The sequence below is a fragment of the Acidovorax sp. GW821-FHT10A04 genome (assembly GCF_059415825.1).
Window position 1 is genome coordinate 385072 of record NZ_JBWKNZ010000001.1, and the last position, 17548, is coordinate 402619.

Genomic DNA, 17548 nt, shown 5'->3' on the forward strand with positions numbered 1-17548 from the left:
GGTGGGTGGGTCAGGCAGCGGCGCCGGCGCCGGCAACGCGGGCCATGAGTACTGGGGTGGCCTGGCGGACTCGATCGGCAATGAGCGATTGATCCGCCTGGCGAAGCTGTGCCAGTTCAAGTGAAGCCTGCAGCACGTCATGCGGGAGCTTTTCCAGCATGGCCTGCCAGTCGGCTTGGAGCGACTGCAGGAACTCCGGGTCGGCATGGGCAGAGGCAGCAAGGTCCTGCAGTGCGTTGAGCGCGTCCTGGGCTTCGCCCTCCAGGCCGGCGGCCTGTGTCGCGGGCGCCGTAGTGGCGACGCGCACCTTCTCGATCCAGACGCGGTCCGGATCCAGCGCCACGGCCTGAGCGATCATCTCTTGGCGCAGTTGCCCCTCGTCGCTGGCCAGCGCCGCGTGGGCCCCGGATTGGCCCGTGAAGCTCACGCGGACCGCCAAGGGCAGGCCGGCAGGCGAACTGGTGAGCAGGTCGTCCAACGCCTGGCCCGCCAGCCGGACGGCGCTGCGCAGGTCTTCGCAGGCACTGACATCGATGGCTAAGGCATGCCAGCGCAGCACGTCGACTTCGATCCGCTCGACCTCGGTGATCTCCCCTCCTTCGGCGCTGACCAACAGCGCTCCGCGCGGGCCAGTCTCGCGGATGTGGCGGCCTTGCAGGTTGCCCGGGTAAGCAATGGTGGTGTCACCGCGCTCGATCCAGTGCTCATGCACATGGCCCAGGGCCCAGTACTGGTAGCCCTTGGCCTGGAGCTCGGCCACGGAACATGGGGCGTACTTGGCGTGTTCGTTGTTGCCTTCGAGCGCGGTGTGCAACACGCCGATGTTGAGCCAGCCTGCAATGGGCATGGGGTAGCCGGGGAGCAGGTTCTCCGTGGTGGCGGCCACCTTGAAGCTGCGGCCGTGCAGGGCGACCTTGAGTGGCTCGATGCGGAAGGTCTCTGCCTTGCGCGAGGCGAAGGCGTGGACGTTGTCCGGGAGCTCCAGGCCCTTGGTCATCTCGCTGTCGGCGTCGTGGTTGCCGTAGAGCAGGTACACGGGGATGCCGGCCTGGCGCAGGCGGCCCATCTGGCGCACGAAGAAGAGCCCGGTGTTGAAGTCCTTCCAGTCGCCATCGTAGACGTCGCCGGCGATCACCATGAAGTCCACTTTCTCGTCGATGGCCACGGTGACCAGGCGCTCGAAGGCATCGCGCGTGGCGGTGCGCAGGCGCTCGGCGGGGGCATCGGGATAGGACGACAGGCCGCGCAAGGGGCTGTCCAGGTGCAGGTCTGCGGTGTGGATGAATTTCACGAGCGAGTCTCCTGTTGATTGCCCACGGCCGGACCTCGCGGCAACGTCACTTGCGGGGGAAGATCTGGATGGTGCCGACGCCGGATACGGGAGGCGGAGCGATCCAGTGGACCCAGACCCCACGCATCCAGGCGCCCAGGTAGATCACGCTCACGAGGAAGATGCCCCACTGGTCTGCTTTCCACGCAGCGTAGAACCAGGCGGGTTGGCCGAGCATGCCGAAGATACAGGCCCAGCGCCGCAGCTTCTCGCTGCGGGCCTGGGACAGCCAGGCTGCGAGGGCGCCGAACAAGGCGATGGCGATCTGGTCAAGTTCCATGCAGTGATTGTGCATGACTGGATGGAATTACAGCACTGAGTCGTGACGGGACCGAGTCAAAACAAAAATGATCCCCTCGGATGTTACAAGCTGAATCTGGAAGCTATGTCCGCAGTACGGGCATAGGTCAAACTTTTCGCCGGGTCACGCTACAGCGCGTGGCCCAGCGGCTGTTATTGGAACGCTTGGCTCAGTTTTCCGTCGCAGTGGGACTGGGCGAGACAACGCGACGTGCACTCTGTATCGAGCTTCGGAACATGTTACCTACAGGCGAGGGTCGGCATGCCGACAACGCTGGTCATAGCGCTGTGCTCTAAAAGAAGCATTTCGACATTGATGGGGAGGACCCAGAGTAAATTTCATGCACGCCATTGGGCGGGGTCCACGGATTCAAACTCTCCTTTTAAGGTTCCCGCAGAGCGCGCAAAATGCGCTGTTAAAGAAGAACTACCAAGAGGGCAAAGTGCATAGGCTGCTTTACCACGCACCAGACAAACCTAATCAAGAGTCACCATTTGACCAAGCGATTGTTCAGGTGGTTCGTGGGCACGATGTGAGCATCGTCAGCCCTTATATAGGGATGAGCTACCTGCATCGCTTGATCGGGCTGTCACGCACCTGGCGGCTTGTATCAGATGTCTTGGAGTGGCTATCCGCAACTTCGGTTCAAGAACGAGACGCGGTATACGGCTTTCTCAAAGAGCATAGCGGCCAAATCCATCACTACCCAGCCATTCACGCGAAGACCGTGGTGAGCGGCGTCGGAGCCTACACAGGCTCGGCAAACCTGACCGATGCTGGTGTGCTACGGCGTACAGAGTTTGGCGTGCTCATCACTGACCCAGTTCAAGTTCGAGAAATCCAGCAATGGTTCGATGCTATCTGGGCCCAGACCTCGCCGCCACCATTGCAGAGCGTGCTGGAACTGATCGATGAGCTGAATGGCATCTCACAGGCTGCAGTGCAATTCGCTGATCTGCGAGCGACACAGATTGATTCGCAAGCGCGGCGCGTGCGCGCCAAGCTGGTCAAGATTCTTGGCCACGAGCCGCTCACGATAGCAACACGTTTAACGAGCGGCGAGGTGCAAGGGGTACTCGACTCCACACCAGCACCTGCGCCTGCGCCTGCACCAGCACCAGCGCCTGTCGCTTCGTTTGCGCGAGAACTGGTGCTGATACCGAATTCGGCAACATCCCGTGCACTGCAGAAGGCGGCGCCATTCGACTTGGAAGCCGAAATCTCAGGCTATGTTAGCAGGAATGCCATTGCGACATTCAGTTTTGCAGAAGTACATGTAGCGATGCGTCAGAAGTCACCAAAGCTGACTATGCGCGATACATACCTTGCACTTCTGGAATCATGCGCCTCCCATCCCAGAACCCTATTTACCGGTGAGAGTGTAAACCGCCTCGTATACCGAGGTGGTCGGTTTGCGCAAAGCAGAAAGGACCAGTTACTTGAAGCTTTACGGCCAATGGATGATCTGGTCTGCTGGCTTATCGATGCGCTGTCGTTTGAAGCGCCCATTTCAAATTTGGAGTACCCCAAAGGGTGGAGTCTGCCGAAAAGCTATTTCAGAATAGTACTTGAGGGGATGGTGGCTTCAGGCTTCGTAAAAGATTCCTCAGGTCTCATCCTAATCAAGACAGCCCACTGGAGCCAACGCCTTAAATTGTTAGAGCGATCGTATAAAAAATGGGATGCACGTCTCACCAAGTATCAAGCTCATTTAGTGAAAGAGCGGGGCGTCGAAGGTCGACCCATTGAGGTGCAGCAAGCTAAGGATATCCCAACCGATATCCGGGCCACTATCGCAATATCAGTTGATGAGATTGAAAATTCGGAGAATCCCGAAAATCGGGCGGCGCGGCGGCTTGAAAAATTCGACACCGTGTTCTTTCATCTCGCCAGGATGCATGAGCAAAATGGACAAACGATTCTCCTAAGTGTTGAGGCGTTAATCACGAGGCTCGCAAATTTGTCACAATTAGGGTTCGAAGAGGTGTCGAGGCTTGTGGCAGGTACTTATTCCTTCTTCCGAAGCCCGTTTATTGTTCTGCAAACCGGGAACAAATATGAGATCAAGATAGTTCCGGATCTTTTGGATAATGTTCACCTCGTTGATCTTCCATCGACACTTCGATTTATTGAAGAATCCGAGTCGCTACAGCAATTCACCCTGCCACCTCAAGCAATAAAGTTGTTAAGCTTCAGGGAATCGGCTGCAGCGGGCAGAGCGAGTCAGCGATTTAAGAACATCACATCAGAGCAGGCAGACCGCGCATATCACTCAATTTGCAAGAGAATATTTGAGCATATTGAATCCCCCATGGAGCCCGTGCATAGAGATGCGCTTGTTTGGTCTTTGAGTAGAGGCGGCGCGGGCCAAGACCTTGTTCGACGCCTCATTTTGGGATCATGGGCTACACAATTCAGTCTGTTTGACGTGATTCATTCAAAGCGAGGGCTAATATCCATAAGCCTTATGCATCAGAATCTTGCAAGATTTCCGCTAACACGCGGTTATTTAAGTGCGGTGGCGTGGGCATCCGAAAAGCGGCACCAAAGCTTACTAAGCTTGGAGGTGGTTCAGGAAGAAGCGAAAAAGAGGTTTGAAAAGGCGACATTACGGGAGCTGGCTAAAAACCCAAACAGCAGAGATAGCTCTTACCTTGCATTGCTGTCCTTTATTGTCAACAAAATCCGAGAGAATTTTCGATATCCACAACCCGAGGCACTGGTCTCGGCATTGGGTGGTGCGAGCTTACATGGCTTTGTGGTAGGCTACCTTATTGGGGTAGACCGTACCTCGACAAAGCAGCTATTGAAGGTTAAAAAAGACGCGGGCGGCTATTGGCTTGGAGTGGAGCACAACGTTCTACCTGCCTATCCGCGCTGTCAAAGGTTCTTGAGTACCCTTACAGATGGCCGTGGCGCAATGCATAAATGGGTCGAGTATTCAGGTAACGCTATTGCTCCTGTTACGGTAACCCCGATTGGCCACGTCACCCATTCAAATGTACCGGCCGAGAAAATAATTTCATCCTCAAGTCAAATACCGAAGCAAAAGCGGAAAGACCTCGCTCCCCTCGTTTGGGATGATTCCAAGGACCTGCAGCTCGATAACCTTTATTGCGAACTGGCAAAAATTTACATCAGCCATGGCAATTCCATCATCGTAAATTCAGAGGAGGATGAGCGGGTTCACGACGCGGCATTGAATACCTATCTTAAAGTTTGTGATTTCCGAAAGAACCTAGCTTCAGAGTCTCAGCCGATTTTGTCTCTACGGTTCATCGAGGAGCCCAAGACGATGGAGTTAGTCATTTATGGCAGCTTCCAGGAACAGGCTCAACGCTTTCCAAAGCTCCAACGCCTCCTATACCGAAGTCCTCTCCGTCTACGCGAGGTGTGAGCATTCGAAATCTGAGAAGCTTTCTTTCGCGAGCATCAAGGTATATTTATGCAGCGGAATAAAACGATTCTGTAAATGCTCGCAGCTGCAGGCTACTGGCTTACTTCAATTTATGCGGCAGCCATGGCTCATGTACATCTTCACGTCTGAGGCAATGTTGGCAACTACAGTGACGAATGAGTCACGATCGGCGAACGCGGAAAAAAGGGCCCGGCCCCGCTGCCACACGGGACCAAGCCAAACCCAAGAAGCCCAAGCCGAGACAATCGTGTCGCTGGCTGGAGTGGACCGAAGTAAGGTCTCTGTGGTCATGGCCCGCTACATGTTTCGCCGAAACCTCTAACGCAACCTAGTTGTTATTAGCTGTTTTTGCTATGTTAGCTGGACAGCTAACATGCGCGAACTCACAAACTTGCATGGTCAGCGGCCGCGCGACATGGTGGGCATAGGTGGATGCGATCTAAGGCCGAATGCGCTTGGCGGGCGCCGGGCCTACTTCTCTTCGCTACCATCAGCGTGTGCCTGCAAAAACCTCAGCGCAGCGGGATCGGTTGGCAGCAGGGTTCGAACTTCAGCGTCGAACATACCAACCACAGGAATGCCCGCGCGTAGATCGGACAGCACTGCCTGGCGCGTTGCGCGCCTGACAAGCTCGGTCACCTCAGCGGCGATCAAGCCAAGTATCGTGGGCTCTGTCTTGGGCATACCAACAGGCTACGACTGCTCCGCGGCGCGGTCAACTGCACGGCTTGGAGGCTCGACGATTTCAGTCGTCGACATCGAAGGCGTCATTTCCCGTTGGCAAGCCTGCACGTACTCGCTCCATGCCTTTGACGAACTTCTCTGCAGCCGCCGCCGCCCGAGAACCAGGCGGAAGGTTGGGGCGAAGTGCTTCGACGCGAAGGAGGAGTTCGTCTAGGTCAAAAAATTTCTCCAGCGCGCGTGGATCGAGTTGCAGCACAGTTCTGCTCACCCTGTCACCCCAAGAATGAGAGGAGCCTTCTGAAAGGAATCGGTTGAGCATTTCGATGAGCAGCGAGCTATCGTCCAGCACATCAGCAAACTTCGCACGCATCGTTGCTCGGTCGATAGGGTTTGACCAATAGTACAAAATCATACGGAAATCGTTTTTGGCGAGCAGGTCTTTCAAACTCGCAGCTTCAACGCGCGCAACGATAAGGTCTCTCAGATTGCCGATATCTGCGTCAGTTATTCCGCCCATCCATGCCTGTCGCTTTGCAGGCTCGGCAACGGCCTCCTCCAACCGGTGTGCCATCATGATGATCGTTGCCAACGCATTCCCATTTGCGATACAGCGCTGTAGAAGACTCCACCTTTCCCCTTGCGGAATGCGGTCAAGTAAGGACATCAGCAGGAAGTTGAGCCGCCAAGTGTTTGGAAGGCCCGTCATTTCGCCACGCGCATCGGCTTCGGTCAGAAGATCTTCTGGGAACGTGAGCAGTACCTCGACAAGTGCAGTTGCTTGACGAACTGTGATCTCGTCCGGTGGCAGTTGTGTCAGGCGATCTACATAGTCCCTTGCTTTTGATCTCCCATCGGGTCGCACGGTACGGGTCGCTGCCATGAGCGTCTCTATGAGGACAGGCATGTCCGATGTGAGCTCAAGAAGCCTCAGCAACTCGGACTGCTTGAGATAGTCGTCAGGCATGCTGAATTGGAAGAACAAGGGGAACAATGCAGGGTGGCAGACTCGAAAGTTTTGACGCCAACCCGCCATCGATCTGCTTCCATAGTTCATCCTGCCTATTGCAGACTCGACCTTGGGAAAAATCCTCTGGACAAGAGCCGTCATCGCTTCTCGATCGCGCTCATCCAGGAGGCCTAGCCATTTCTGATGGAACTCACGGGTCGCATCGCGTTCGTCCCTGCCTTCCGAAATGAAGCCGGCAAACATGTCCTTGTTGTCGCGGATCGTTCGATAGATGTGTGGTGCAAAAATTCGAAGGCATTCCAAGGCGATGTAGTCAACTGGGTTGACTTCTCCGGCCACTGGTGGGTAAGTCACTGCCAACACGTTCATCAGCCGTACGATGTCGCGCGGCTTATTGAAGAAAGTGTTCAAGCCGTCGAAATAGACATTTCCCCAGTAGGTGCTTTCGGGCTGCACTGTCGGGAGTGATCCAGCTAAGGCATCCAGTTCAGTGAACAACTTTCTTTGTAAACGCGTGCTGTCGACGGCCGGGAGAGCAAATGATGCCTGGATGATCTTCTCCAGATAGGCTGATCCATCGACTGCGAGGGACTTCCCCAAAGAGTCCGCCACAACGGCCTTGTCGAAAGACAGGAGGTAGATGACGTTCGGAAAATCAGCTAGTGCCTTCACGACCCTAAAGACCTCTCGAATTTCGTCGGGTGTGAGCCGGTCCAGGTCATCAACGATCAACAGAATCCTCCGGTCGGAGTCTTTCAGTCGCTGCGCTATATCAGCCTTGATTTTGTGAACTTCCTTGGGCTTGTACTTGAGCCTTTTGAGCAAAAAGTTGACTGGCTTGTCAATCCAAGGGATCCCCGTCGACAGCGCGACCATCGCAGACAGTGCGCTGGAATACTCCGACATTAAATTGCCGGCCCCAACTAAAAATTTCGAATCTCCACCACGCAGCTTTTCCCCCAACTGCGTAAGCATCTGGGTGGCCAGTTGGTCGCGCCCGTTGAACCACCAGGGATTGAATTCGATGACAATTGGCCCCTCATGCTCAAGTACGGTTTTAAGTTTGTACTTCACTAGGTTAAGCATGCTTGATTTGCCAGACCCCCAGGGGCCGTTGATAGCCATCACGAGTCCATGTGGACTCGGGGTAACGCGAATCGCCTTCGCCAGGTTTTTCGCAAACGGTGCAAAACCATAGGCGTCTTCTGCGGGCACTGAGACGGGAGTGTCGGAACTTAATTTGGCGTCGTAACTCATTCTCCCCTCCGAATTCTTGCTTCTTGTGATAATGCAGATAGCCAAGCTGTAAACGCCGTTGCCACGCGCGCTTATTGACATACGCATTCTGGGGCACCGGCGCCGTTGAGTACCGCGCAAGGGGGCAGAAGTTCTGCTCAAGACTTAACGATAAGACCGCTTTAGGTCGTTACCGGCAGTCTAGCCGCTTCAACTGTTCCTCGGCAGATTTGCCGGCCATTACGGCCTCCCGCCTGCGGTGTCGAACTGTGCCCAGGGCGCTGAACCCGAAGTCCAGAAGATCCGAAATACGCAGCACAACAAGGCCATGGGTGATGACGATAGCTACATCCCGGGCTCATCTGGCACGGCCGCAAGTGCTGTCAGCGCACCAACGAACAATGCCTTTTTGAAGCCAGAAGTGTGCACCGCACGCGCCGATTTGCCTGACGGATGGATCCAACGTAGCGCGCTCCAACCAATCACCCTCTACCGTCCAACGTGGCCGCCTGCTCGGATTGAGCGAAAGTTGAAGCCGATTGCCGCATCCACCTGGACAACGAAGGCAAGCCCATTTGTGGTGCTCCTTACCTCTCACCACCACGATCTCTCCATGGCGTAGTTGCTCAGGAGCTGGGTGCTCGTTAACGAACCGCAGCACGAAATCTGGCTTCTCAATGGCACCCAGTCTTACCGCCAGCGCTCGAATGATTCTTTTCCACACGATCAGCCGACCCTGTCAAGAAATGGATCTGTGTCACCAATCCCCCAATAGGTACGATCGGCACACACTGGGCAATCGTGGTTGACTGGCGCTCCTGGTGTTCTGTCCCGCATCAGATCAAACCGTCGTATGCGCTGCCAGGCCCATCCATCTCCACCGCGGAAGTTGGACAGCGCTTGCAGCAACTCGTCAATTGCCATGCTTGCTGTTGCCGTGGTGAATGTGACCACCGCAGGAGCAGGGTTGCCCCCACCCCGAACATACGCCTCCCGCTTCTGGCGTTCGTATTCTTGTGGATTCTCCCGCTTGAGCGCCTCCTCCCTTGCAAGAGTGGGATCAATGATCCCTCTGCAAAGAAGGCAGGGACTGCTCGGTGTCAGCACAGTGCAGCGCCCACTCAACTCACGTACTCCCCCACCAACAGGTGCTGGCTCAATCGCAAGGCCCATGTCGATCACAGGGATGAGGTAGAAATAGGCGAGCCGATTCAGCAACAGCCGCCCATCGTTGTCGTCCGTGCATCCAAAAATCACATCGCACGATTTCAAAGCGTCACGGCATACCTCAGCTCCAATCCAGTGAGGCATCCGGGCCACTCGAACGCCCAGCCCCATCTCAGTGATTTCACGGGCCAGCACATCTACTTTCAGACGCATGGCATCGGCATCTGATCGGCGAGCACCATGCAAACGGTTCAAATTTGAGGCCTCCACAACATCTTCATCAAACAGCACCAGCTGACCGACGCCCAAGCGCGCAAGGAGCACCGCGGTCGCGCTTCCAGTACCGCCACAGCCAACCACACCCACGCGCATATTTCGCAGTTGTGCGTTCACTTCATCGCCAAAGGCCAGCGCCTGCCTGTCGAATGCAACGTCTTGCCCACCACGCCGCCCTCTCTGATGAACCGCTAGACGTCGGCCAACGACACGCACGGCAGTAGCGGGCTCTGACAGGCTTTCACCCAGCCAGACTTGGGCGCGCACTTGGCCGTCGCCTGTAAGGAGCACGCTGATCAACGCGGCGCCTTGCCCGTTTCGATTTCGGGCTAGTTGAGCGAGCTCGCCTTCGTTGAGGCGATCTTGGTCGGAGAACCAGTCCGGACCACCGGGGTGTGAGTGCACAATTCCCGCCACCAGACCGTGATCCTTGGCTCTCTTCAGCAGGCGAACGAACGAGGCCGTAGACCACGTAATGTGGCTTGGACCTGCAGACTCAATGTCGCCGTCAGGTATGGAGATAACCTCATGGGACATGAAGCGCTGTCGTGCGCGCCGGTCCCAAGGATCTTGGCCCACAAGAGACCGCCCGAACAACACATAGGCAGCGCCCTCAGACCCTGTCGGAGGGAGTACCAGTTGCAGCAGGTCGTCGAGATGTTGCTCCTGCAACGTGACGTCGATCCAAGTCATGCTGCAACCTCCAGCGCCGTATCCACGCGCTTCAGCATTGTCCAAATCCCATCCACGCCAGGACGCCACGCGTCGTTGTGACGCGACCAGCGCTGCCAGGACTTCCCCCCGTAGTCCATGGGATGGTCAGCGGCCTTCGGGTAGCTGTTGGAGCCCACCAACTTCAGCCAGGGGACCGCGTAGAACATGTCGGGGGCGCAGTCCGGGTAGGCCGCGGGCAACAGGATCAACACATCGGCATTGGCAGCATCGAAGCGTTTGGGCGGCAGCTCGTACCCATGCAACACCAGCGCCTTTGGTGGACCGTCAACTTCCTCAAACTGGATCCCACGCTCAGTGAGATACCGGCGATCTTTCAACGGCAGGATGGCCATGGTTACGCGCCCTCCGTAGTTTTGACGATACCTGTGAAGAAGCGTTCAACGCCCTGGGGGGTCAGGTCGGCGAAGTCATCGTCAGTGATGGGGCGATCATCCTGCCCGCGGATTTCCTGCCAAACACCGTAGGTTGCCATGTCAACCTTCGCCAACACCTTCAGCACACGCCCTTGGATGCGTGAGCTGCCCCACTCGAAAACTTCGCCGTCGATCTCCAGACGGAACGAGCGGTCGCCGTGAAATACGAGGAACTTCTCGACCCCACGCGAGCGCAAATCGGTCGTCTCGTCGAGCCGCAGGTTTTCCACCTGTCCATTGCTCAGGATTTGGAAAACGCTGTGCTCCACAGCAGGGCGAGCGTCTGCTGCTTGGAGCACCTGCCGGCCAGTAGGCACCGGGTCCGCGATGACCACCGAGCGGTAGTTCAACAGTTCATCGCCCACGAGGACTTGGTAGGGACCATGGTCACGCACGGGGCGACCCGCTTGGATGGCTTGCTGGAGATCTTCGACATCAGGAATGTTGCTCATGGCATGTCCTTATCTAGAAACTTGCAGCGGGACCATCCCGCCGCTGGATGCGTATTTTATAGCTACTTTTTAGCTAGTCAATAGCCTTGACGCAGCTATTTTTTGCGCGTAAAGTAGCTCAAAAACACTGAATCCCTTCCCACCGACAGACTCAAGGAGCAGACCATGGCAACGAAGAAAACGATGACCCTCAATCTCACCGACGCCGAAATGAGCGTCTTGGAGGAGCTATGCGACAAGAAGGATTTGAGCAAGACTGCGGTCCTGAGGCAGGCACTTCGGCTGTACCAGGCAGTGGAGAGCCGCGTCGACGGCGGAACGAAGCTGTTTTTCGAGAACGAGCAGACGAAGGAAAAGGCCGAGGTGATGATGCTGTGAGCATCGAATCTTCCCCTCTGTTTTTGGTCGATGCCGCGAAAAACGCGGTGCCGGCAGAGCTGCGCCATGCAATAGGGCCGCAGCAACTAACGGATTGGGAAGGGCACTGGAAGCCAGCAACCGCGCAACTCATTGCGCGCCTGGAGGACGCAGGTATAGACCGGGCGCTGTGGCCACAAAGCCGTCACTGGGATTGGCAGAAGAAGGCCCAGAGCCATGACTTAGGTCTTATGACACCAGGCTTCTGTGTGGTCTGCGATGAAATGACCCAAGGCTTGATGATCACCAACACCTTCGGTGCGTCACGCATTAAGAAGAATGCCTCGACTGTTTACATCGAGTACCTCGAAGTTGCGCCATGGAATCGTCGAGATTTTCCTGGCGACCAACCTCGCTATGCCGCAGTTGGGTCAGCCCTGCTGCGAGCAGCCATCGCAACAAGCATTGATGCAGGCTTTCATGGCCGCATAGGTTTGCACTCACTACCGCAATCGAACACTTGGTACACCAACTGTGGCATGCAAGACCTGGGACGGGATCCCGATCCTAGAACACAGCACTTGCGGTACTTCGAGATGACGCCAGAAGCGGCCAAAGCCTTCATTGCGAAAGGACGTTCGCCATGAAAATCGAATTCACCAAGGAGTGGTGCCTTCGTATGGCTCAACTTGAGGAGGAATCCGGCGCTGCCTTTGGCGCGGGGTTCCAGGCCTCAACAGAAGATTTGACCAGACCAGTTGAAGTTGAAGCGAATCCCACTCATAGTTCAAACATTGCGTTCGGTCGTTTTGTACAACTCATGCGCCGAAAGAACAGGCTTACTGTTGAGAAGTTAGCGGAGGCCGCGCGAGTTGATGTTACTGAGATCATAGAAATTGAAGAGGATGCTCGTCATGTCCCAGAGCCGCGAACGGTGTATCAGCTTGCGCAGCAGTTCCGCATTTCCGTGTCAAAGCTTATGGAAGTGGCTGGACTGACTCAAGCAAAAGATAATTGGCTCTCAAATGAAGCTGTCCGATTTGCAGCACGCTCGGAGTCTGTTGAGGAACTCAATGAAGTTGAACGTGCCGCCTTGGATGCATTTGTTGCTGTATTGAGTGAGCGCAACTAGACGACTGGCATGACAAAAAATCTCCTGTTGCGGCAAGCAACGCGCGCTGACATTGATGAACGTGTACAACGGGTGTTGCGCGGCCTTGGAAACCCAGAGCCGCCGCTGCGACTAGGAGATGTGCGCGAATTGCTCAAGCTCGATCTTGGCTACTACACCGCGAACGATCCTGGACTGGCTCAAGAAGCTATCAGTCGTGTTCGAGTTGCTGCGATTCAGGTCTTTAAGCGGCCAACTTTGATCATTGACGCCATCAAGAAGTTTTCACTCAAAGCTCTGTATCTACCCGACCGCAAGAGAATTCTGCTGGATAAGACCGAGCCTATATTGAAGCATCGCTGGAACGAAGCTCACGAGATAGGCCACAGCCTCATTCCTTGGCATCAAGATCTCATGCATGGAGACAACGCACACACGCTCTCTCGGAGTTGCGAGGAGAAAGTCGAAGCAGAGGCAAATTTTGCTGCGGGTCGCTTACTTTTCTTTTGCGATCGGTTCGTAGGGGATGCGCGTTCGTCTCCTCTGAACATCGATTCGATCAAAGCACTGAAAACGCGCTATGGGAATACACTGGCCTCTACTCTTTGGCGCTATGTGGAAGCTGCGGACGACTCTCTTCCCATGATTGGCCTGATGACTTGCCACCCGCATCCATCACGCGAACCTGTGGACTTCGATCCACAAAAGCCGTGCAAGCACTTCATCCAATCAGTTGCATTTCAACAGCAGTTCGGAAAAGTCAGTGAGACCGAACTATTCAAAGCGCTACGTAGCTACTGCGGAAATCAAGGCGGAGGCCCCTTGGGTCAATCTGAATTGGTTCTCACGGACGACAATGGGGAAGATCATCGCTTCGCATTTGAGACCTTCTTCAATCGACATGACGCGCTGACCCTCGGAGTCTATTTGAGGAAGGATCCGGCAGTCTTCACCGCAAGCACTTTCTAGGCGCTGCCGATTTGTCTAGTGCCGTTGCCGAGTGGCCTCGACCAGCAAGTTGATTGCCAACCGCCCGACTCCGATGTCACAGGACAAATGTTGACTGGGTCATCGGCCAATTGAGTTGATCTGCGACCCTACGAACAATCCATTCGGATTGCGAGTCAGTGCACCACTTCTTGCTGAGCAGGCTCCGAAAAGCCGCTCTCAGCGTAGCCTCCTGGTCCCCCTGAAACGAAGCCAGTTTGCGCTCGCAGTAGGGGACCATCTGCACGACCAAGTCCTCGCAGACCTCGAAGGCGGTAGCGACCTCGGAGGGTGCGGTACCGGGGGCGTAGAACTTTCCACCCTCTTCGATCAAGCTCATCGTTGGATGCCCGCCAGAGAGAGCAGAAGGGATCGCGGCTATCGGGAAGTCGGCGGGGATTCCGCTATAGATGGAACGGTCTATTGACATGTTCGCTCCTTGCAATGGGAGCAACATACCTCCGATGAGTCGGGGCTTCAAGGGCAGTACGAAATCAAGGCACAGGTGTTCGTGCATTGCTTTGGTCCAGCCCCTGCACCATCTTCAGCAAAAGCAGTGGCCAGTACGCCTCGAGGCGCTGCGTTCAGGCTCCGATGCTGAGACTTTCGGGGAATAGACGGCCAAACAGCCTTCCCACAGAAGAATGTCCACTCAAGCCGTGGATGAAGCTGTGGATATCTCCGTGGTATGTCCTGCAGAGCCTGCACCGGCGCGGGTCTTGACGGAGTGCTTAATTCCTAGGCAAGACAGAGCGCGGGCTGCAGGTCCTACCTGTTGAAGTGCGACCAACGTCGCCCAATCAAGGCTTTCAAGGGACAACTTGGGTGCAGGCGGTGGCTTTGCTATCCTGCTTGTCTCTAGACGAACAACGAGGTTCATCATGGAGTTTCACCTTGTCAACGAGCGTCCGGCGCCGGATGTCCTTTCGCAGCCCGAGGTCCAACTGCACCACTGGCGCATCCTGCGGCGGGGCAATGGAACCCTGCACATTGCCGCCCAGCTTGATTCGGGGTCACTGCGTGTCACCTCCTTGCTGCAAGCCATAGACCTGCCCAGGGCAATAGTAAAAACGGAGTCAGGACGGAGCTACCACCTATGCAATCCACCTGAGGAAGACCAGCTGCTGAGGTCGCTCATGGTGCTAAACGCAGCGCGAGACCTGGTTCAAGTCTCGGGAGATGTCAGTGACGCCATCTGGGCCGCTATCGCGACGGGTGCTTGGCCCGACGAGCACACTTGCTTGCTGCCCTCAGTGCAATAGTGCAACTCCGTTGGCCTGCCGCCCTCATGCGACAGGACGGCCAGGCCTGGCAATTTCCACAATGCAGGAAATGCCCGACGGACCTTGTTTTCATCCGACGGACTCTATTTGTTGTAGTCAAAAGGGGCCCTTCAGTACGCTGATTCAGTCACCATCACGCTCTTGGCCAAGTTGCACAACTGCTCCACATCGGTCTCGTCAAGAGTTGAATCAACCCACTGCTTCAGCCGGGGGCATAGATGTTACGAACAGGATCGCTCCGTGTTGCCTTGCTAGTCGGTCTTTCACGACCACTTCACGCCCCAACACAAGCTCAAAGCCAAAAACACAAATAGTTACAAATAGCTCTCAACCCGAGGGCTTTGAAGTTGTGTGGGATGTGACTCGCGCGCAGCGCCCAGACGGTGCATGTATTTCCACAGTCAGGAAGAAGGTGCTATGAAATCCGCAGCATCCGAAGCAAGCTTGGCTTCACAGAGCATCGCACCCAGCCGCCCGACGGCTACTGCCAGCCCCATCTAAAAAACGAAGGTTAAGTGGCGCGTTGACGAAACTACAGTGGCGTTCCGCAGGATGCGTGTTTGACATCTTCCAATCACCCCCATGTCTTGAAACGGCAACAAATGCCCGTATCATTAGCACTCACTGCAACGGAGTGCTAACACCCCTTGCTGGATGAAGTTTGGCAGTGACTGGCTTTTCCAGGCGCTGCGTACCGTCGGTAATTTTTGAACCAGGAGCAATGCAATGAACCTTCGCCCCCTGCACGATCGCGTGATCGTCAAGCGTATCGAAAGCGAAACCACGACCGCCTCCGGCATCGTGATCCCCGACAACGCCGCTGAAAAGCCCGATCAAGGTGAAGTGCTGGCCGTCGGCCCCGGCAAGAAGAACGACAAGGGCGAGCTGATCGCCCTGAACGTGAAGGTCGGCGACCGCGTTCTGTTCGGCAAGTACTCGGGCCAGACCGTCAAGATCAAGGGCGACGAGCTGCTGGTCATGAAGGAAGACGACCTGTTCGCAGTGGTCGAAAAGTAAAAAGCTGCCGAGCGCGTGCCATGCATGGTTGCCTGGCACCTGCTCACCGCGCTTTTTCCTTTTCCCCAAGACAGTCGTAATTGATTCAGTTAATTTTCAGGAGCTCCAAATGGCAGCAAAAGACGTAGTTTTCGGCGGCGAAGCCCGCGCACGCATGGTTGAAGGCGTGAACATCCTGGCCAATGCGGTCAAGGTGACCCTGGGCCCCAAGGGCCGCAACGTGGTGCTGGAGCGCTCGTTCGGCGCCCCCACCGTGACCAAGGACGGTGTGTCCGTGGCCAAGGAAATCGAACTCAAGGACAAGCTGCAGAACATGGGCGCCCAGCTCGTGAAGGAAGTGGCCTCCAAGACCAGCGACAACGCTGGTGACGGCACCACCACCGCCACCGTGCTGGCCCAGGCCATCGTGCGCGAAGGCTTCAAGTACGTGGCCGCCGGTATCAACCCGATGGATCTGAAGCGCGGTATCGACAAGGCCGTGACGGCCCTGGTGATCGAGCTGAAGAAGGCTTCCAAGCCCACCACCACCTCCAAGGAAATCGCACAGGTCGGCTCGATCTCTGCCAACTCCGACGAAACCATCGGCAAGCTGATCGCTGACGCCATGGACAAGGTTGGCAAGGAAGGCGTGATCACCGTGGAAGACGGCAAGTCCCTCGACTCCGAACTGGACGTCGTGGAAGGCATGCAGTTCGACCGCGGCTACCTGTCGCCCTACTTCATCAACAACCCCGAAAAGCAATCCGCGATTCTGGACAACCCCTTCGTGCTGCTGTTCGACAAGAAGATCAGCAACATCCGCGACCTGCTGCCCACGCTGGAGCAAGTCGCCAAGGCTGGCCGTCCGCTGCTGATCATTGCCGAAGAAGTCGAAGGCGAAGCCCTGGCGACGCTGGTGGTCAACACCATCCGCGGCATCCTGAAGGTCGTGGCCGTCAAGGCTCCTGGCTTCGGCGACCGCCGCAAGGCCATGCTGGAAGACATCGCCATCCTGACGGGCGGCAAGGTCATTGCTGAAGAAGTGGGCCTGACCCTCGAGAAGGTGACCCTGGCCGACCTGGGCCAGGCCAAGCGCATCGAAGTGGGCAAGGAAAACACCATCATCATCGACGGCGCCGGCGCTGCTGGTGACATCGAAGCCCGCGTCAAGCAAGTGCGCGTGCAGATCGAGGAAGCCACGTCCGACTACGACCGCGAAAAGCTGCAGGAACGCGTGGCCAAGCTGGCCGGCGGTGTGGCCGTGATCAAGGTCGGCGCTGCCACCGAAGTCGAAATGAAGGAAAAGAAGGCCCGCGTGGAAGACGCACTGCACGCAACCCGCGCAGCTGTGGAAGAAGGCGTTGTGGCCGGTGGTGGCGTGGCCCTGCTGCGTGCCAAGCAAGCCGTGGGTGACTCGGTCAAGGGCGACAACGCCGACCAGGAAGCCGGTATCAAGCTGGTCCTGAAGGCCATCGAAGCGCCCCTGCGCGAAATCGTGAACAACGCCGGCGGCGAAGCCTCGGTGGTGGTGAACGCTGTGTTGGCCGGCAAGGGCAACTACGGCTTCAACGCTTCGAACGACACGTACGGCGACATGCTCGAGCTGGGCATTCTGGACCCCACGAAGGTCACCCGCACGGCCCTGCAGAACGCTGCCTCCGTGGCATCGCTGCTGCTGACGACCGAAGCCATGGTTGCCGAAGCACCCAAGGACGAGGCCGGTGCCGGCGGCGGCATGCCCGACATGGGCGGCATGGGTGGCATGGGCGGCATGGGCATGTAATTGCCTGGCCGGGCACAGGAGCAGGCCGCCATGCGGCCCCTGTGCCCACCAT

Annotated in this window: 14 protein-coding genes; 7 read left to right on the forward strand and 7 right to left on the reverse strand. The window is 56.5% G+C overall.

Features of this window, described 5'->3' with window-relative positions; translation table 11 throughout:
• Window positions 1–10 precede the first annotated feature (10 nt).
• Together AC07PF_RS01790 and AC07PF_RS01795 are read right to left on the reverse strand one after the other, a co-directional pair.
• Window positions 11–1291 (reverse strand): metallophosphoesterase family protein, encoded by a 1281-nt coding sequence (locus AC07PF_RS01790; RefSeq protein WP_494610675.1) that lies wholly within the window; start codon window positions 1289–1291, stop codon window positions 11–13.
• A gap of 46 nt (window positions 1292–1337) precedes the next feature.
• Window positions 1338–1610, reverse strand: a complete 273-nt coding sequence (locus tag AC07PF_RS01795) for a hypothetical protein (RefSeq protein WP_494610676.1) — start codon at window positions 1608–1610, stop codon at window positions 1338–1340.
• A 361-nt stretch (window positions 1611–1971) separates the two neighbouring features.
• Here AC07PF_RS01795 and AC07PF_RS01800 point away from each other — a divergent pair, with 361 nt between their 5' ends.
• Window positions 1972–5028 carry a phospholipase D-like domain-containing protein gene (locus AC07PF_RS01800; protein WP_494610677.1) on the forward strand — a complete coding sequence of 1019 codons (3057 nt, stop codon included), beginning with the start codon at window positions 1972–1974 and terminating at the stop codon, window positions 5026–5028.
• Window positions 5029–5794: 766 nt separating this feature from the next.
• Here AC07PF_RS01800 and AC07PF_RS01805 read toward each other — a convergent pair.
• The 5 genes from AC07PF_RS01805 to AC07PF_RS01825 all read right to left on the reverse strand — a co-directional run bounded on the left by AC07PF_RS01805 (window position 5795) and on the right by AC07PF_RS01825 (window position 10979).
• Window positions 5795–7957 (reverse strand): KAP family P-loop NTPase fold protein, encoded by a 2163-nt coding sequence (locus AC07PF_RS01805; protein ID WP_494610678.1) that lies wholly within the window; start codon window positions 7955–7957, stop codon window positions 5795–5797.
• A 337-nt stretch (window positions 7958–8294) separates the two neighbouring features.
• Entirely contained in the window at window positions 8295–8660 is a 366-nt protein-coding gene (locus AC07PF_RS01810) for a ubiquitination-like system serine protease family protein (RefSeq protein WP_494610680.1), read from the reverse strand.
• Between the two features lie 2 nt (window positions 8661–8662).
• Window positions 8663–10072, reverse strand: coding sequence for a ThiF family adenylyltransferase (locus AC07PF_RS01815; RefSeq protein ID WP_494610682.1), 1410 nt, complete (start codon window positions 10070–10072; stop codon window positions 8663–8665).
• On the reverse strand, window positions 10069–10446 hold the full coding sequence (locus AC07PF_RS01820; RefSeq protein ID WP_494610683.1) for an E2/UBC family protein: 378 nt from the start codon (window positions 10444–10446) through the stop codon (window positions 10069–10071). The genes AC07PF_RS01815 and AC07PF_RS01820 overlap by 4 nt, the downstream gene beginning before the upstream one ends.
• Before the next feature lie 2 nt (window positions 10447–10448).
• Complete coding sequence (locus tag AC07PF_RS01825; protein WP_494610685.1) at window positions 10449–10979, reverse strand: multiubiquitin domain-containing protein; 531 nt, start codon at window positions 10977–10979, stop codon at window positions 10449–10451.
• A gap of 165 nt (window positions 10980–11144) precedes the next feature.
• Here AC07PF_RS01825 and AC07PF_RS01830 point away from each other — a divergent pair, with 165 nt between their 5' ends.
• From AC07PF_RS01830 to groL, 6 genes are all read left to right on the forward strand, one after another.
• Complete coding sequence (locus tag AC07PF_RS01830; protein WP_494610687.1) at window positions 11145–11357, forward strand: transcriptional regulator; 213 nt, start codon at window positions 11145–11147, stop codon at window positions 11355–11357.
• Window positions 11354–11983 (forward strand): hypothetical protein, encoded by a 630-nt coding sequence (locus AC07PF_RS01835; protein WP_494610689.1) that lies wholly within the window; start codon window positions 11354–11356, stop codon window positions 11981–11983. Before AC07PF_RS01830 ends, AC07PF_RS01835 begins: the two co-directional genes overlap by 4 nt.
• Complete coding sequence (locus AC07PF_RS01840; RefSeq protein ID WP_494610691.1) at window positions 11980–12468, forward strand: helix-turn-helix domain-containing protein; 489 nt, start codon at window positions 11980–11982, stop codon at window positions 12466–12468. Before AC07PF_RS01835 ends, AC07PF_RS01840 begins: the two co-directional genes overlap by 4 nt.
• Before the next feature lie 9 nt (window positions 12469–12477).
• Window positions 12478–13416 carry an ImmA/IrrE family metallo-endopeptidase gene (locus tag AC07PF_RS01845; RefSeq protein WP_494610692.1) on the forward strand — a complete coding sequence of 313 codons (939 nt, stop codon included), beginning with the start codon at window positions 12478–12480 and terminating at the stop codon, window positions 13414–13416.
• 2027 nt (window positions 13417–15443) lie between these two features.
• Window positions 15444–15734, forward strand: coding sequence for a co-chaperone GroES (locus AC07PF_RS01850; RefSeq protein ID WP_007854024.1), 291 nt, complete (start codon window positions 15444–15446; stop codon window positions 15732–15734).
• A gap of 109 nt (window positions 15735–15843) precedes the next feature.
• Window positions 15844–17496 carry a chaperonin GroEL gene (groL, locus tag AC07PF_RS01855; RefSeq protein ID WP_007854022.1) on the forward strand — a complete coding sequence of 551 codons (1653 nt, stop codon included), beginning with the start codon at window positions 15844–15846 and terminating at the stop codon, window positions 17494–17496.
• Window positions 17497–17548 lie beyond the last annotated feature (52 nt).